General features: G+C 70.9%; 14 protein-coding genes, 1 tRNA gene, 1 other RNA gene and 3 pseudogenes. 13 read left to right on the top strand and 6 right to left on the bottom strand.

Annotated features, from left to right (window positions below; translation table 11 throughout):
* Nucleotides 1-102: 102 nt before the first annotated feature.
* Entirely contained in the window at nt 103-318 is a 216-nt protein-coding gene (locus tag ACIRR9_RS31340) for a hypothetical protein (RefSeq protein ID WP_403758665.1), read from the top strand.
* A gap of 485 nt (nt 319-803) precedes the next feature.
* Here ACIRR9_RS31340 and ACIRR9_RS31335 read toward each other — a convergent pair whose 3' ends face one another.
* The 4 genes and pseudogenes from ACIRR9_RS31335 to ACIRR9_RS31320 all read right to left on the bottom strand — a co-directional run bounded on the left by ACIRR9_RS31335 (nt 804) and on the right by ACIRR9_RS31320 (nt 2,346).
* Nucleotides 804-1,028, bottom strand: a complete 225-nt coding sequence (locus tag ACIRR9_RS31335; RefSeq protein WP_403758662.1) for a hypothetical protein — start codon at nt 1,026-1,028, stop codon at nt 804-806.
* A gap of 65 nt (nt 1,029-1,093) precedes the next feature.
* Nucleotides 1,094-1,478, bottom strand: a pseudogene (locus ACIRR9_RS31330) (hypothetical protein).
* Nucleotides 1,478-1,892: pseudogene (locus tag ACIRR9_RS31325) on the bottom strand (ATP-binding protein). Before ACIRR9_RS31325 ends, ACIRR9_RS31330 begins: the two co-directional pseudogenes overlap by 1 nt.
* 46 nt (nt 1,893-1,938) lie before the next feature.
* The gene (locus tag ACIRR9_RS31320) at nt 1,939-2,346 is read right to left on the bottom strand and encodes an NUDIX hydrolase (RefSeq protein ID WP_403758927.1); all 408 of its coding nucleotides are present in this window, start codon (nt 2,344-2,346) and stop codon (nt 1,939-1,941) included.
* Nucleotides 2,347-2,456: 110 nt separating this feature from the next.
* Here ACIRR9_RS31320 and ACIRR9_RS31315 point away from each other — a divergent pair, with 110 nt between their 5' ends.
* Nucleotides 2,457-3,245: a GntR family transcriptional regulator gene (locus ACIRR9_RS31315; RefSeq protein WP_403758659.1), complete on the top strand. Its 789-nt coding sequence runs from the start codon at nt 2,457-2,459 to the stop codon at nt 3,243-3,245.
* 25 nt (nt 3,246-3,270) lie between these two features.
* On the opposite strand, the gene ACIRR9_RS31310 is transcribed toward ACIRR9_RS31315, so the two are convergent.
* A complete protein-coding gene (locus ACIRR9_RS31310; protein ID WP_403758656.1) occupies nt 3,271-3,636 on the bottom strand; it encodes a hypothetical protein in 366 nt (121 codons plus the stop codon).
* Between the two features lie 219 nt (nt 3,637-3,855).
* Between ACIRR9_RS31310 and ACIRR9_RS31305 the strand changes: the two genes are divergently transcribed.
* From ACIRR9_RS31305 to ACIRR9_RS31275, 7 genes and pseudogenes are all read left to right on the top strand, one after another.
* Entirely contained in the window at nt 3,856-4,212 is a 357-nt protein-coding gene (locus ACIRR9_RS31305; protein WP_403758653.1) for a hypothetical protein, read from the top strand.
* Nucleotides 4,212-5,591 carry an FtsK/SpoIIIE domain-containing protein gene (locus ACIRR9_RS31300; RefSeq protein ID WP_403758651.1) on the top strand — a complete coding sequence of 460 codons (1,380 nt, stop codon included), beginning with the start codon at nt 4,212-4,214 and terminating at the stop codon, nt 5,589-5,591. Before ACIRR9_RS31305 ends, ACIRR9_RS31300 begins: the two co-directional genes overlap by 1 nt.
* Nucleotides 5,592-5,658: 67 nt before the next feature.
* On the top strand, nt 5,659-6,291 hold the full coding sequence (locus ACIRR9_RS31295; RefSeq protein WP_403758648.1) for a DUF2637 domain-containing protein: 633 nt from the start codon (nt 5,659-5,661) through the stop codon (nt 6,289-6,291).
* A 263-nt stretch (nt 6,292-6,554) separates the two neighbouring features.
* Nucleotides 6,555-6,809: a SpdD protein gene (locus tag ACIRR9_RS31290; protein WP_403758924.1), complete on the top strand. Its 255-nt coding sequence runs from the start codon at nt 6,555-6,557 to the stop codon at nt 6,807-6,809.
* A 161-nt stretch (nt 6,810-6,970) separates the two neighbouring features.
* Nucleotides 6,971-8,254 (top strand): replication initiator, encoded by a 1,284-nt coding sequence (locus tag ACIRR9_RS31285; protein ID WP_403758921.1) that lies wholly within the window; start codon nt 6,971-6,973, stop codon nt 8,252-8,254.
* The gene (locus tag ACIRR9_RS31280; protein WP_403758645.1) at nt 8,247-8,474 is read left to right on the top strand and encodes an excisionase family DNA-binding protein; all 228 of its coding nucleotides are present in this window, start codon (nt 8,247-8,249) and stop codon (nt 8,472-8,474) included. Before ACIRR9_RS31285 ends, ACIRR9_RS31280 begins: the two co-directional genes overlap by 8 nt.
* Before the next feature lie 10 nt (nt 8,475-8,484).
* Nucleotides 8,485-9,724 (top strand): annotated as a pseudogene (locus ACIRR9_RS31275) (tyrosine-type recombinase/integrase).
* A gap of 80 nt (nt 9,725-9,804) precedes the next feature.
* Here the strand turns inward: ACIRR9_RS31275 and ACIRR9_RS31270 are convergent.
* Nucleotides 9,805-9,892 (bottom strand) — tRNA-Ser (locus ACIRR9_RS31270).
* 72 nt (nt 9,893-9,964) lie between these two features.
* Here ACIRR9_RS31270 and ffs point away from each other — a divergent pair.
* From ffs to ACIRR9_RS31250, 4 genes are all read left to right on the top strand, one after another.
* Nucleotides 9,965-10,063: signal recognition particle sRNA small type (gene ffs / locus ACIRR9_RS31265), an RNA gene on the top strand.
* Between the two features lie 45 nt (nt 10,064-10,108).
* Nucleotides 10,109-12,367 (top strand): DNA polymerase III subunit gamma and tau, encoded by a 2,259-nt coding sequence (locus ACIRR9_RS31260; protein ID WP_403758642.1) that lies wholly within the window; start codon nt 10,109-10,111, stop codon nt 12,365-12,367.
* 376 nt (nt 12,368-12,743) lie between these two features.
* Entirely contained in the window at nt 12,744-13,997 is a 1,254-nt protein-coding gene (gene purD, locus ACIRR9_RS31255; protein WP_403758639.1) for a phosphoribosylamine--glycine ligase, read from the top strand.
* Between the two features lie 285 nt (nt 13,998-14,282).
* On the top strand, nt 14,283-15,843 hold a 1,561-nt coding region (locus tag ACIRR9_RS31250; RefSeq protein WP_403758636.1), incomplete at its 3' end, for a hypothetical protein.

The raw sequence follows: 15,843 nt of genomic DNA, 5'->3' as shown, positions 1-15,843 counted from the left end.
TGCTGGGGACCGCCCCCATTATCTTCGGCGCCTCCTGCGACAATGCCGCGACAGCGACGCTAGTCATGAGGCAGGGGGAGGAAGGGCGTGCTTCTCCGTGGGGTGCTCGCACTGATCGCGGGCGGCGCCTTCATCGTGGTGGCCTGTGGCTATCGCGGCGTGGACGTCTGGGTGTGGGACTGGGCGGGTCTGACCTTTTCACCGCGTTACAGGACGCGATGGGGAACGCCGTGGAAAAGCCTTAAACGCATGAGACTGCAGTTCGGATTCGTGGGAATCGGGTTGGTGATCCTCGGACTGGTGACCCTGACGCGCTGACAGTGCGGTAGCAGGCGATTCTCTACGTCCGCTGCGCATCAGGCTTGCCGCCGCCTGCTCGCCCTCCTCTTCCTCAACCCACCACCTTCCCCAGCTCCCATCCCGTCTGCCGTCGGCCCACACACCGTGGAGCGGGCGTGGTTCAGGGCGTCCAGGTGGAGCGCGCCACTGTACGAACGACCTGGACGCCCTGGGCCGCGTCTGCTCGGCTCTGCCTGGGCCGATGGCAGGCGGGATGGGAGCACCCCGCGCACGCCACCGACTCGCCGGCACTCGCGAACGGCGCCCCCGCCATCTCGGAGCCTGAGCGCCCCCGCCGGAGGCTGGCTTTGATCGTGGCTGCGTTCGTCCAGGTCTCGACTCAGGGCCGTAGCTCGCTGCGGCCCCAGGGGCACGGCCCTGGCGCCGAAGGCGCAGAGGGGCCGGGCCCAGGGGGCCAGCCCGCGCCGTGCGCGGGCCCTTGAACCAGTAGAGAAAGTTGTAACTCAGTCGGTGCTTGGGGCAGTTGTGATGCTGCGGGACTGGGCTGCGGCTCGTCGTAGTGCGTCGGCTACTTGGTCGGCGGCTTCGGCGGACAGGAGGATCTCCTGGGTCCACAGAATCGAGAGTCTGATGTCGCCGTTGAGCAGGTTGGTGGCAATGTCGACTTCCGTGCCGTTGCCGGTGACGTCGTACGCGTTGAGGTCCGGATCGCTGCTGTAGGCGCTCATGCAGGCGAGCATGCCTGAGGCCCGGCTCCAGAGTGAGGCGCTGGGCCGTCAAGCATCAAGTGAACCTAGACTCTCCTCGCCTGGGGCCTGAAGGCGTATGCGCAGGGCGGGAGTTGTTCGTCGTGCCGATGCGCCAGTGGAAGGAAGACCACTGGCCGGAATCGTCCATGTGATGCGGGTGCTGGCCTGGGTGACTGACACGGTGCAGGGTTCTAAGCGGAGCAGGGCTCGTCGGGTTTCTGCGCGGCCGTCGTGGAGCCAGGCCCAGACTTCGTCTGAGGTGTCTGGGTCGAGGGCCGGTGAGATGGTGCGGAGTGCGATGGCGACCCATCTGTCTGCCTGGGGTGCGGAGTAGGCGTCGAAGGATGCCCGGAGTGCCGGCCACTGCATTCCGGCGGTGAGGTCCTCGGTCCAGCACTCGCACCAGAAGCCCCGGCGGGGCTTGTCCATCAGCACGGGTGGCCTCCCCGCCGGGGGCGCGGTGACCGTGTAGCCGCCGCCCGCGCCTTGGACGACGACCCTGTGGGCGAGGGCGCTGACCATGCCCAGGCCCCGGCCGTGTTCCGCGTCCTGGTCCTGGTGCTCGACCTTCGGGGCGCCGCCGCCTCCTCCGTCGTCCGTGACCGACAGCGCGATGACCTGGGGTGCCACTGCCAGGGCCAGGTGGAAGCTCCCGCATTCTCCGCCGCTGCTCGTGTGGAGGAGTGCGTTCGTGCTCAGCTCGCTCACGATCAGGGCTGCGTCGTCGGCCAGGGGCGATCCGCGCAGGATGTCTCTCGTCCAGCGGCGGGCCCGGCTGACCTCTTCGGGAAATCCTGGGCAAGTCAGTCCCCAGACTCGGACTCGACTCGTATACTCGTGCATACAAGTTCCTTCGTGCTGGTAGGCCGCCATGTGCAGCGGGTTCGGGCTAGACGAGTTTCGCGCCGTCGTGGGCGCGGACGGCCGGCGGGGTCATGGCGTCGAGTGCGTCGGTGACGCGGATCGCGTATGCCTCGTCGGCCAGGTCGGTGACTTCTTCGCGGGTGGCCCAGCGCAGGGCGCGGGTCTCGTCGCCGGTCGTGGGCGTGCCGTCGGCGGCCTCGCAGCGGAAGACCAGGGAGACGATCAAGCCCGTCATGTTTTTGTAGACGCCGGTGAGGGTCGCCGGAAGGGCGATCTTGATGCCGGTTTCTTCGAGGACCTCGCGTTGAAGGGCCTCAGGGATGGTCTCCTCGCGTTCGAGGACACCGCCCGGCGGCTCCCACTTGCCGTTGTCGCGGCGCTGGATCAGGAGGGCACGGCCCTGGGCGTCGACGACGACCCCGGCGACGCTCACGGAGTGCGGGCGTTCTGTGCTCACGTTCCTCGGCCCTCCCGGATGGCTAGGCTCTCCACCGTAGCAACTTCACTCGCCCACTCGTCTAGATACCTAAAGGAGTACACACAGTGAGCCCTCTTTCTTCGGGCCTCCTCGGCGATCTCGACCCCACGAGCGATCGTGCGGTCTTCCGGCAGATCGCCGACCAACTGCGCGAGGCGATCGACCGTGGGCGATTCCGTGAGGGCGAGAAACTGCCCTCCGAGGCGGAGCTGGTCGAGCATTACGGGGTCTCCCGGATGACCGTCCGCAACTCCTTCTCCGTCCTCACCGGCGAGGGCCTGGTCCACGCCGAGCACGGCAAGGGCGTCTTCGTCCGGCCCCGGCCGCCTGTGCGGCGCCTGGCCTCCGACCGGTTCGCCCGCCGCCACCGAGAGCAGGGCAAGTCCGCGTTCATCGGGGAGGCGGATGCGGCCGGCAGTCACCCGCAGGTCGACAGTCTCGAGGTCAAGGAAGAGAAGGCCAGCCAGGACGTCTCCACCCGCCTCGGCTCCGTACGGCGCGTCCTGGCCCGGCGGCGCCGGTATCTGCTGGACGGGCGGCCCGTGGAGTTCGCCACCTCCTACCTCCCCCTCGACATCGCCCGCGGCACCCAGATCGCCGAACCCAACCCCGGCCCCGGCGGCATCTACGCCCGCCTCGAAGAGCTGGGCCACCGCCTCGACCACTTCGAAGAGGAGATCCGCGCTCGGATGCCCTCGCCCTCCGAGGTCAAGACGCTCCACCTCGCGGCCGGCGTGCCCGTGATCCACCTGGTCCGGACCGCCTTCGACACCGACGGGCGAGCCGTGGAGGTCTGCGACACGGTCATGGCGGCGGACGCCTACGTGCTGTCGTACCAGCTCCCCGCGACCTGATCGCGTGATGGGCGCGAGTGCGGTGCTAGGGGGTGGGCTGATCCGTGGCCTCAACAGTCGGGGCGCCGAACATGGCGCCGATGTTGTTCCACGTGAAGCCGTTCTGCCAGTCCGGCTTGTCGGCTGCCCAGTCGAGGAGGGCCTGACGGGCCTTGTCCTGGGAGGCGGTCAGGGCTTGGTAGTGCTCGGCGGGGACGCCGTCGCGGTACTCCAGTTGGTAGGTGTTGTTGTCGCGGAACAGCACCTGGATGTACCAGTCGCCCTCCCTGTCCTCGTCCTGCCGCTCCAGGATCAGGTGGTCGCCCTGTCCCAGGTTCGCGAGCATCGTGCCTATCGCCGGCTGGGAGGGGTCCTTCACCGCGTGCCCCTGAACGTTCGTCGCAATCAGCATGGGCAGAGCATGGCGGAAGGGTCTGACAGTGGAGGTCCTCGGGAAGCCTCCGCGGCCGTCCTGCTTGGGCCGTGTGGTCGTTCTTCTGAACTCGTACACTCCAACACGCTTACTCGTATAGACGAGTGGGCAAGTCGTGTGGCAGGGTGATCGTCATGAGCCCGGGAGATCGGGTTCATGGATTGCTACATGTATAGACGAGTAGACGGGAAGTGTTCTGTGCGCACCATCCGTGTGGAGAGCACCGCCGCCACGATCCTGCTGACCGAGGCCCCCGAGCCGAAGGTCCGCGACCGCCAGACCGGCGAGATCGCCAAGGACGCGGTGAGCGGTGAGGCTCTGATGACCATCGGCGTCGTCTACATCGAGGACGGCGAGTCCGCTCTGATCAAGGTCACCGTTCCCGAGGGAGGCGTGTCCGAGGGGCTCGTCCTCGGCTCGCCCGTCTCGCTGCCGGGGCTCGTCGCCCGGCCGTGGGAGTCCGTGTTCAACGGCCAGCAGCGTCACGGCATCGCCTACCGCGCCGCCGCCGTCACCCCGGCCGCCTTCCCGGCCAGCGCCGGGGCTGCCGCCTGATGTCCGACCTGACGACACTCCTGGAGGTGGGTGGTCCCCTCGCCGCACTCGGTGGCGGGGCCGCCTACACCCGGGCCAAGCATCCGGCGGTCTACTGGTCCGCAGTCGGTGGCCCGATATCCACGGTCCGCCTGCTCAGCTCGTACGGCTCCGTCATGGACGCCTGCGGCCTGACCGTGGCGCCCTCCCGGCTCAGAGTCCTCGCCGTCAAGGCCACCACCCGGCGGGAGATCCGGCCGGTCCCGCCCCGCCGGGGCGTCCTCCGTCCCACCTCGACCGGGTTACGACTCCGGTTGCGGCTAGCCCCAGGGCAGGAACCTGCCGACGTCGCCGCCTCGGCCGAACGCCTGCGGCACGCGTGGGGAGTTCACGCCGTCTACGTCACCACCGTCAAAGCGGGCGTCGTGGAACTGCGGCTCGTCGGGTACGACGTGCTGCGCCGGGTCCGGATGCCCCGCAAGAGCGGCGGCGGCTTCCTCAAGGTGCCGGTGGCGCTGCGCGAGGACGCCATGCCCTTCGTCCGCGACTACCGCACCGTTCCCCACCAACTCACCCTCGGCGCAACCCTGTCCGGCAAGTCCATGTACCTGCGCCACCTCATCTCCGGGCTCGCCCGGCAGGACGGTGTCGCGCTCGTCGGCATCGACTGCAAGCGGGGCGTCGAACTGGCGCCCTTCGCCGCCCGCCTCTCCGCTCTCGCCACCGATCCGGACGAAGCCGCCGAGCTGTTGCCCGTGCTGGTCAAGGAAATGGAGGACCGATACGACCTGATCAAGGCCCGCCAGGGCATCGCCCCGGACACCCTCGACGAGGAGATCACCTCCGACATCTGGGGCCTGCCCGACAACCAACGCCCCACCCCCATCGTCCTGTTCATCGACGAGGTCGCCGAACTCTTCCTCACCGCCACCCGCAAGGACGAGGACCGCCGCGACGAGATGGTCACCCAGCTCATCCGACTCGCCCAGCTCGGCCGCGCGGCCGGCATCTACCTCGAAGTCTGCGGCCAGCGCTTCGGCGCCGAACTCGGCAAGGGCGCCACCATGCTCCGCGCCCAGCTCACCGGCCGCGTCTGCCATCGCGTCAACGACGAAGCCTCCGCCAAGATGGCCCTCGGCGACATCGCCCCCGAAGCCGTCTACGCCGCCTGTTCCATCGCTCCCCAGATGCCCGGCCTCGCCGTCGCGGGCGACACCTCCGGCGGGTGGTCCCGCATCCGCACCCCCTACCTCTCCCTCGCCGACGCTGCGGCCATCTGCCAGGACTCGGCGGACGTGGTCCCCGACGTCGCCGCCTTCAAGCCCTTCCGGCCCGACATCCCCGTACGACCGCACACGACACCGAGTCCGGTCGTGCAGCCGCATCCCCTCACCGACTGACCCACCCCTCGTCTCTCCGCGCCATGTCCCTACCCGTCCCATGCCCGAAACCGGAAGGAGCCGCATCATGCGCGCCCAGCTGGCCCGCGTCGACGCGGTGCTCGTCCAGGCGCTCATCGCCGCCGCCCTGTCCTTCGCCCACCTCCACGACGTCGCCTCAGCCGCCGGCCAGGACGGATGGAAAGCCTGGGCCTACCCCGTCTCCGTCGACCTGCTGCTCGTCGCCGCCTGGCGCCGACTCCGTACCGGCACCACCAAAGCCGCCGCCTGGTGCTGGTTCGTCATCGCCCTCGTCGCATCCCTCGGCGCGAACGTCGCCACCGCCGGCCTCCTCGACCTCGGCAACGTCCCGGCCTGGCTGCGGATCCTCGTCGCCGGATGGCCAGCCGTCGCCTTCCTCGGCGGCACCCTCCTCGCCCACTCAGCGCCGAAAGCGGAGACCAACGAGATCGGTGCTGACCTCATCGAGGACCAGGAGCACAAACCCGAAGCCACCCCCGACCCACCACCTGCCCCACCCGCCATTGAGGCGCTGCCGGAACGCCCGCCCGTCCCGGTCCCGGCCGCCCTGGTCGACCACGCCCGAAAGGTCGCCACCGAACACCACACCCGCACCGGTACACCCATCGACACGCCAACCCTCCGTGCCCGCCTCGGCGTTCCAGCTCCCATGGCCGAAGCCATCGCCGCCCTGCTCTGAAGGCGAACCCTGGCGGGAGGCTTTACGGCTTCCGCAACACTCGCCGCGTTCCGACAACGGCCGAAACGATCAGCACCTCAAGGCAGCACGTGGTGATCACAGTGGCCCAGGACTCGCCCAACCACCACTTTCCCCCAACACACGCGAGCCCAAGTACCAACGCGGCCGAACCGAAGGCGGCCAGCCGCCGCGCCCCTTGTGACATGCCGCTCATCTACGCACGCCCGCGCGCCCCAGGCAAGCGAACAAAGGAAAGGAACCGGCTGTGCCAGCCAACCGCCACTTCCACAACGTCACCCGCATCGGCCCCGTCCAGGTCGGCACCGCCTACGACGACCGGGGCCGCCCGGCGCTTCGCGCTCCCGGCCGTCTCCGTCAGCACCGGCGCCGTCGTCGCAGTTCTCACGGGCGGCGTGGTCCTCACCGCGCTCCTGACCGCCGTCGCCGTGTCGGCCATCTCGGTGGCCATCGCCGCCGTGGTCCTGCGCTCCCTGCTGCGCGAACACAACCGGCGCTGATCCCTCTGCCCGACCCCTGGGGCGGCCATGACACCGCCAAGCATCCGGCCGCCCCGGGGCCCGTCACTCCTGACCGAGCCAGCCAGAAGGAGCCAGCCATCTTCACCCGCACCACCCCGCCCCCGCTCCGCGAACTCACCAACCTCGCCTCGGGCGGCACCCTGCCCGGTATCCTCCGCCAACTCTCCGGCCTCGGCGGCTGCACCAACCCCATCCGGCTCGACGGCCACCGCACCGAGTACGACGTCGACACCACGACCGGCGAGATCGGCCGTGTTCTCCAGCACCTCGACTCCAGCGACCTGTCCGTCGGCCAACTCCTCGTCCGCTGCAACAACCGCCGCACCACCCGCTGCGAGGCCTGCGCCGAGGTCTACCGCCGCGACACCTTCCACCTGATCACCGCCGGCCTCCGGGGCGGCAAAGGCACCCCGGAACAGGTCGCTGCTCACCCGCGTGTCTTCGCCACCTTCACTGCCCCCGGCTTCGGCCCGGTCCACAACCGGCGCACCGACGGCCGCGCCTGCCGCTGCGGCGACCACCACGACCAGGACGACGACGCCCTCGGCACCCCGCTCGACCCCGACACCTACGACTACGAAGTGGCCGTTCTCTGGAACGCCCACGCGGGTGCCCTCTGGCGGCGCTTCTCGATCTACCTTCGCCGGGAAGTAGCCAAGCGCGCAGGCCTTTCGCAGCGACGCCTGCGCGACCATGCCCGAGTCTCTTTCGCCAAGGTCGCCGAGTACCAGAAGCGCGGTGCCGTCCACTTCCACGCCGTCATCCGCCTCGACGGCCCGGAAGGCGGCGACACCCCGCCCCCGCCCTGGGCCACCGCCGAACTTCTCACCGACGCCATCCAAGCTGCCGCCACCAAGGTCCGCGTCGACGGCCCGACCCTCGACGGCCGTCCTCACGCCTTCACCTTCGGTCGCCAACTCGACGTCCGCACCATCCGATCCGCCGACTTCAACGACGGTCAGGAGCTCACCGAACGCGCCGTCGCCGCTTACATCGCCAAGTACGCCACCAAGGGCGCCGAGACCGCCACGGGCGCCCTCGACCGGCCGCTGAAGTTCGCCGCCGAACTCGCCCAGCTCGACATCAGCTACCACGCCCGCCGCCTCATCCGAACCGCCTGGACCCTCGGCGCACGCAAAGACCTTGAACACCTCCGCCTGCGCGCCTGGGCCCACATGCTCGGCTTCCGCGGCCACTTCTCCACCAAATCCCGCCGCTACTCCACCACCCTCGGCGCTCTCCGCGACGCCCGCGCCGAATGGCGCCGAACCCAAGCGACAGCAGCCGCCAACCCTCAGCCGGACACGACGTACGTCCTCGCCCACTGGGTCTTCGCCGGCACCGGCCTCAGCGCCGCCGAGACCTGGCTTGCCGCATCCCTCGAACCAGCCCCCGGAACGGAAGGAGAACCCACCCGTGGCTGACCCCCGAGCCGTTGTCGCGGACACCGATGACCCGGACCTGGTCCTCCTGACGGTCGAGGAGGCCGCACGGCGCCTCCGTATCGGCCGTACGACGTGCTTTCGGCTCGTCCTCGCCGGAGAGATCGAGTCCGTCACGGTCGGGCGGCTGCGTCGGGTCCCGTCCGATGCCGTTCCGGCCTACGTGGCCAAGCTGCGCCATCAATCTGCCGAAGCTGCCTGAGGGGGCTGGAGTGACAGACAAGAAGCGCACCCGCCAGCCCAACGGAGCCTCCTCGATCTATCTCGGCACGGATGGCAAATGGCACGGTCGAGTGACGGTCGGCGTCCGCGATGACGGCAGGCCCGACCGTCGGCACATAGAGCGCAAGACCAAGGCCGAGGTGACCAAGGCGGTCCGCGAGATGGAGCGGGCTCGCGATGACAAGAAACTCAGGAAGCCCGGGCAGAGCTGGACGCTCCAGGCTTGGCTTGAACACTGGGTCGAGAACATCGCCAAGCCGTACGTCTCCGAGAACACGTACGACGGGTACGAGGTCGACGTACGCGTTCATCTCGTCCCGGGCCTGGGCGCTCACAAGCTCGACAAGCTGGAGCCTGAGCACCTGGAGCGCTTCTACCGGAAGATGCAGGACTCCGGGAGCTCCGCCGGCACTGCTCACCACGCCCACCGGACCATCCGGGTCGCCCTCGGTGAGGCTGTGCGACGAGGGCACGTCCCCACCAATGTGGCCGAGATTGCCAAGGCTCCTCGTCTCGAAGAGGAGGACATCGAGCCGTACACGATCGAAGAGGTGCAGAGCCTGCTTGTGGAGGCGGCCAAGCTCCGTAACAGCGCTCGCTGGGTCATTGCCCTGGCCCTCGGTCTTCGCCAGGGAGAGGCGCTGGGTCTCCACTGGGAAGATGTCGACCTGGACGCGGGATACATCCGGATCCGCAAGAACCGGCTGCGTCCCAAGTACGCCCACGGCTGTGGGGACGACCCGTGCGGCCGGAAAGCTGGCTACTGCCCGCAAAAGCAGCAGACCCGCCGCGAACACAAGTCCACCAAGTCCCGCGCCGGGCGACGCACGGTCGGTCTGCCCGATCCGCTGATCAAGCTGTTGCGGCAGCATCAGGAGGTACAGGAGGCGGAACGGATCGAGGCCGGTACCGACTGGGAGGGCAAGGGGGTACGTCTTCGCCTCACCGATCGGCGGCCCTCTGAGCCCGAACACCGACTTCCACATCTGGAAGCGGCTCCTGCGGGACGCCGGTGTACGAGACGGCCGTCTCCATGACGCTCGCCACACCGCCGCCACCGTCCTCCTGATCCTCGGCGTCCCGCACGTCGTGATCGACTCGATCATGGGCTGGGAGCCCGGGGGAGCGGCTCGGATGCGCGCTCGGTACATGCACGTGACCGGGACCATGCTTCGGAAAGTCGCGCAGCAAGTTGGCGACGCGCTCTGGGAGCTCCCGAAAACGAACTGAGACGGAAACTGAGACGGACAACGTCGAAGGGCCCCACTGCGAACAGTGAGGCCCTTCGACGTATTGCCCGGTGAGAGCAATGGCGGAGGATACGAGATTCGAACTCGTGAGGGGTTGCCCCCAACACGCTTTCCAAGCGTGCGCCCTAGGCCTCTAGGCGAATCCTCCGGTGGGAACATTACATGACCGAGAGGAGTGCTCGCGAACTCGTTCCTACCCGCTGACGTCGGGTACTCTGTGCAGAGCCCCTCACGCGGCGCTATCTGACTGAACTCCCCCAGGGCCGGAAGGCAGCAAGGGTAGGTTGGCTCTGGCGGGTGCGTGGGGGGCGCTTGCGTTTGCGGGCGGGGCGGGTTGTCAGTGGGCGCCTATAACCTCGTATGTGTGTCGTCTCTCGCGCTGTACCGCCGCTATCGCCCGGAGTCGTTCGCCGAGGTCATCGGGCAGGAGCATGTCACCGACCCGCTGCAGCAGGCGCTGCGGAACAACCGGGTCAATCACGCGTACCTGTTCAGCGGGCCGCGCGGGTGTGGCAAGACGACCAGCGCGCGGATCCTGGCCCGGTGCCTGAACTGCGAGCAGGGGCCCACGCCGACCCCCTGCGGGGAGTGCCAGTCCTGCCGTGACCTGGCCAGGAACGGCCCGGGATCCATCGACGTCATCGAGATCGACGCGGCCTCTCACGGTGGTGTGGACGACGCCCGTGAGCTGCGCGAGAAGGCCTTCTTCGGGCCCGCCGGCAGTCGCTACAAGATCTACATCATCGACGAGGCCCACATGGTCACGTCGGCCGGCTTCAACGCGCTGCTCAAGGTCGTCGAGGAGCCTCCGGAGCATCTGAAGTTCATCTTCGCCACCACCGAGCCCGAGAAGGTCATCGGGACCATCCGGTCGCGGACCCATCACTACCCGTTCCGGCTGGTGCCGCCCGGCACGCTGCGGGACTACCTCGGCGAGGTCTGCGGCAAGGAGCAGATCCCGGTCGAGGAGGGGGTGCTGCCCCTCGTCGTGCGCGCCGGTGCCGGGTCCGTGCGTGACTCCATGTCCGTCATGGACCAGCTGCTCGCCGGCGCGGGGGCGGAGGGCGTGACGTACGCCATGGCCACCTCGCTGCTCGGGTACACGGACGGGTCGCTGCTCGACTCCGTCGTGGAGGCCTTCGCGACCGGGGACGGCGCCGCCGCCTTCGAGGTCGTGGACCGCATCATCGAGGGGGGCAACGATCCACGTCGTTTCGTCGCCGACCTGCTGGAGCGGCTGCGCGATCTGGTGATCCTCGCCGCCGTTCCGGACGCCGCGGAGAAGGGGCTGTTCGACGCCCCTGCCGACGTTCTCGAACGGATGCAGGCCCAGGCCGGCACTTTCGGCGCCGCCGAGCTCAGCCGCGCCGCCGACCTCGTCAACCGGGGCCTCACCGAGATGCGTGGCGCCACCTCCCCGCGGCTCCAGCTGGAGCTGATCTGCGCCCGCGTGCTGCTGCCGGCCGCCTACGGCGACGAACGGTCCGTGATGGCCCGCCTCGACCGCCTGGAGCGGGGCGTCAACTTCTCGGGCGGCGGTGGTGCGCCCACGATGGGGTACGTCCCCGGTCCCGAGGCCCATATGGCGCCTCCGGTTCCCGAGGGCGGCGGCCCGGCGGCGGCCCGGGCGGCCGTACGGGGGGGAGCGGCGCCCGCGCCTGCACCCGCGCCCGCACCGGCCCATCAGCCTCCGGCGGCTCAGACTCCGGCACCTCAAGCTCCGGCCGCTCAGGCTCCGGCACCCATGCCCGCCCCTCAGCCGTCGGCTCCGGCCCCCGCGCCCACCCCCGCCCCCGCGGCCCCGCCCGCTGCCTCCGCGCCCGGCGCCTGGCCGACGGCGGCCTCCGCGGGTGGCGGTGCCCGCCGACCCGGCGGCTGGCCCACGGCCACGGGTGCGCCGGCGGCCCAGCCCCACCAAGCCCCTGCCCCTGCCCCTGCCCCTGCCCCCGCCCAGGCCCAGGCCCAGGCCCCGGTCCCGGCCGCGCCCGCCCCGGTCGGCGCCGCCCCCGTCGGTGGTGTCGACCCCCGTGCCCTCTGGCCGAACATCCTGGAAGCGGTCAAGAACCGCCGCCGGTTCACCTGGATCCTGCTCAGCCAGAACGCCCAGGTCGCCGGTTTCGACGGCACCACCCTCCAACTCGGCTTCGTCAACGCCGGCGCCCGCGACAACTTCGCGAGCAGCGGCAGCGAGGACGTGCTGCGCCAGGCGCTGGCCGAGCAGTTCAGCGTGCAGTGGAAGATCGAGGCGGTCGTCGACCCGACGGGCGGCGGCGGCTCGGCCCCGGCCACCGGCGGTTACGGCGGAGGTCAGCCCGGCGGCGGCTACGGCGGTGCGCCCGCGGCGTCCGGGTCCGGCTACGGCGGCTCCGCCCCGGCCCCGGCCCGCCCCGCGGCGCCCCAGCCCGCGCCGACGCCGGCCGCTCCGGCCCGGGGCCCGGCGCCGACCTCGGCCCCGGCCCCTGCGGCGCCCCCGCCCGCGGCCCCGGAGCCGCCGCCGGTGGCCCCCGAGGACGACATCCCCGAGGAGGACGACCCCGACCTGGACGAGTCGGCCCTCTCCGGGCACGAGCTGATCGTGAAGGAGTTGGGGGCGACGGTGGTGGAGGAGATCCAGAACGAGTGAGGCGTGGCGAGCGCCGACGGTTCGGAGCGCGACGGTTCGGAGCGCGGGGGCACGGAACGCGGGGGCACGGAACGCGGGGCTCGGGTCGTCGGGCGCCTGCGGGCAGGTGCGGGTTGCTCGCGCGGTTCCCCGCGCCCCTGGGTTTCCCGGCGCGTCCGGGGCTGGAGAGCGATGCTGTCCGGCCGCACGCCTCACCTTTTCCGGCGACGGACGGCGACGCCGCTCCGACCCTCGAACCAGCCCGTCCGGCGTTTGAGGACGAGGCCGTTCAGGCCGGAGGGGGCCGGGGGTGCAGCCCCTCGGGGAGGACGGTCGGCCCGGGTCGGCCACCCCTTGGAGGAACCTCCAGTCGGTCCGCCCGGCTACGCTGACCCCCGTGAAGGTCCTCGTCATCGGCAGCGGCGCCCGCGAACACGCCCTGTGCCGCTCTCTGTCCCTCGATTCCGACGTCACCGCGCTGTACTGCGCCCCCGGCAACGCCGGCATCGCCGAGGTGGCCGAGCTGCACCAGGTCGATGCCCTGGACGGGCGGGCCGTGGCCTCGCTCGCCGTGGAACTCGGTGCCGACCTCGTCGTCGTCGGCCCGGAGGCCCCGCTCGTCGCCGGGGTCTCCGACGCCGTGCGCGCCGCCGGCATCCCGGTCTTCGGCCCCTCCGGGGAGGCCGCGCAGATCGAGGGGTCCAAGGCGTTCGCCAAGGATGTGATGGCGGGGGCCGGAGTGCCCACCGCCCGCTCGTACGTTTGCACAAACGCCGAGGAGGTTGCCGAGGCTCTCGACGCCTTCGGGGCGCCGTACGTCGTCAAGGACGACGGGCTCGCCGCCGGCAAGGGTGTTGTCGTCACCGACGACCTCGACGCCGCCAAGGCGCACGCCGCCGGCTGTGAACGTGTCGTCATCGAGGAGTTCCTCGACGGCCCCGAGGTCTCCCTCTTCGCGATCACCGACGGGGATACGGTCCTCCCGCTCCAGCCCGCCCAGGACTTCAAGCGCGCCCTGGACGGCGACGAGGGGCCGAACACCGGCGGCATGGGGGCGTACTCCCCGCTGCCCTGGGCCGACCCCAAGCTCGTCGACGAGGTCCTGGAGACCGTTCTCCAGCCGACCGTCGACGAGATGCGGCGCCGCGGCACCCCGTTCTCCGGTCTTCTCTACGCCGGCCTCGCGATCACCTCGCGCGGCGTCCGGGTCATCGAGTTCAACGCCCGTTTCGGCGATCCCGAGACCCAGGTCGTCCTGGCCCGTCTGAAGACCCCGCTGGCCGGTGTCCTGCTCGCCGCCGCGAACGGCACCCTCGACGACCTGCCCCCGCTGCGCTGGCGCGACGACGCCGCGGTCACCGTGGTCGTCGCCTCCCACAACTACCCCGACACCCCGCGCACCGGCGACCCCATCACCGGCCTCGACACGGTGGCCACCGAGGACGCCCCGCACGCCTACGTCCTGCACGCGGGGACGAAGCGGGCCGGCGACGCGGTCGTCAGCGCCGGTGGCCGTGTCCTCTCCGTCACGGCGACCGGCAAGGATCTGACCCAGGCCCGTGAGCGGGCGTACACGGCCGTGCGGCGGATCGGTCTGGACGGCTCCCAGCACCGTACGGACATCGCCGCGAAGGCGGCGGCCGAGGCCTGAGCGCCGACAGAAACCTTTTCATCAGCCTTTCTTCCTGATCAGGCCCCGGACCCGAAATCCGGGGCCTGATCATTGCTGTCTGTCGATCACCTCTGACCAAGGCCATTCCATCGGGTGACCGATGCCCCATCCGGCTGACGGGGGCCGAGGCCCCAACTAGGGTGCGGCGCAAGCGTTCCGGCACTTGGCCCACCGGCATTGCGATGTCAGTTGTGGGTGCCACAGTGGGGGAGTGAGCAACAGCCAGGACAGCGCCAGGACAGCAGGGAGGGGGGACGTCCGGACGTGACCAGTACCGGTATCGGTGCGGAGGCGGGAGCGCAGGCAGCGCGGACCCGGGCTCTCGCCGTACTGCGCATCCGCGGCCGGGCCCTGGCCGTGGCGCTGCTGCCCGCGGCGGCCCTGGTGATCCTGCTGACCGGCGGTTCCACCGGTCACTTCGTCGGCCGCGGCTGGGACACGGCCCGCTGGACGGTCGGCGTCCTGGCCGTGATCGTGCTGCTGGCCGCCGCCGGTATCGCCGTGGTGGTGGCCCGCGCCCGGCCGGCCGTCAGCCCGACGGTCCCGATTCCGGAGGAGTCCGCCCCCGACCTGTACCGGATGGTGCGCGACCTCGCCGACCGCCTCGACGTGCCGGCGCCCTCCGCCATAGCGCTCACGCCGGACTGCGACAGCTGGCTGGAGGACCGCACCCATCCGGCCCACGGCCCGCCCGCGCCCAAGGGCCAGGACGAGCTCGCCGGCCCGCATCCCCACCGGCGTGCCCCGGCCGCGCCCGTCCTCGTCATAGGCTCCCCCTTCCTGTGGTGGATGCGCGTCGGTGAGCTCCGTGCGGTCCTCGCCCCGGTCGTCGCCGGTACGGGACCCTCGGCGCACCCGGACATAGCGGCCGCCCGCCGTTTCGTCCGCGGCCTCGACGCCGCGGTGGCCGTCGCCGCGGCGCCCGCCCGCTGTCCGGGGACCCGCCTGGTGTGCGCGGGCCTCGGCTGGGTGGCCCGGCTGCTGCTGCGCGGCTGCCGGGAGCACGCGGCCCTGATGGAGCGCGGGGTCGCCGCCGCGGCCGCCGAGCGTGCACAGGCTGTGGACTACGGGCTGCGGATCGTCGCGCAGGAGCAGGTCGGCCTGGCGTACGCGGGCTGGGACCGCCTGCTGACCCGGGTCGCGGTGCCCGCCTGGCGGATAGGCCGCTGGCCGTCCCGGCTGGACGCGGGCGTCGTCGCGGCGCTCACGGAGCTGTCCCGGCGCGACCGGCTCGCCGAGGGCTTCGCCTCCCGGCTGGGCGAGCGGCCCGCCTGCGACCTCCTGGAGGAGCCGGGGCTGGTGGACGAGGCCGCCTCGCTGCTCGCCGCCCGCCTCTTCCACGGGGGCCCCGCGGAGCCGGGACCGGACTGGTCGCCGGTGGACTGGCAGGAGTATCCGGACGAGGTCGTCGACCGCACCTGGCGCACCGACGCGGCCCGTCTGCACCGTGTCCTGGACTCCCTCGGCGTCCGCGCCACCCTCGACCCCTTCGCCCCCGACCCGGGTGGCCCCACCCTGGCCCGCGTCCTGGACCACCTGACCGACCCGACGGCCAGGACCACCCGCAGGTACCGCCCCTACGACGGGACCGGGCACGAGGGGGCCGGGTACGAGGGGATCGGACATGCGGGAGCCGGGCACGCGCATGAGGGAACCGGCTGCGCCGAGGACACCGACGCCTACACGACCGAGCACGACGCGACCGAGCACGACGAGGCTCGGCACACCCCAGCCGGGCACGCGCATGAGGGAACCGGCTGCGCCGAGGACACCGACGCCTACACGACCGAGCACGACGCGACCGAGCACGACGAGGCTCGGCACA

The sequence above is a fragment of the Streptomyces sp. NPDC101234 genome (genome assembly GCF_044767525.1).
GTDB classification, from domain to species: Bacteria; Actinomycetota; Actinomycetes; order Streptomycetales; family Streptomycetaceae; genus Streptomyces; species Streptomyces sasae.
This window is presented reverse-complemented; position numbering and strand designations above follow the sequence as displayed.

What these genes read in the sequence shown, in the direction of transcription:
- ACIRR9_RS31335 (WP_403758662.1), bottom strand. Translation starts at nt 1,028, where the DNA reads ATGAGCGCCTACAGCAGCGATCCGGACCTCAACGCGTACGACGTCACC.
- ACIRR9_RS31310 (WP_403758656.1), bottom strand. Translation starts at nt 3,636, where the DNA reads ATGCTGATTGCGACGAACGTTCAGGGGCACGCGGTGAAGGACCCCTCC.
- ACIRR9_RS31300 (WP_403758651.1), top strand. Translation starts at nt 4,212, where the DNA reads ATGTCCGACCTGACGACACTCCTGGAGGTGGGTGGTCCCCTCGCCGCA.
- ACIRR9_RS31295 (WP_403758648.1), top strand. Translation starts at nt 5,659, where the DNA reads ATGCGCGCCCAGCTGGCCCGCGTCGACGCGGTGCTCGTCCAGGCGCTC.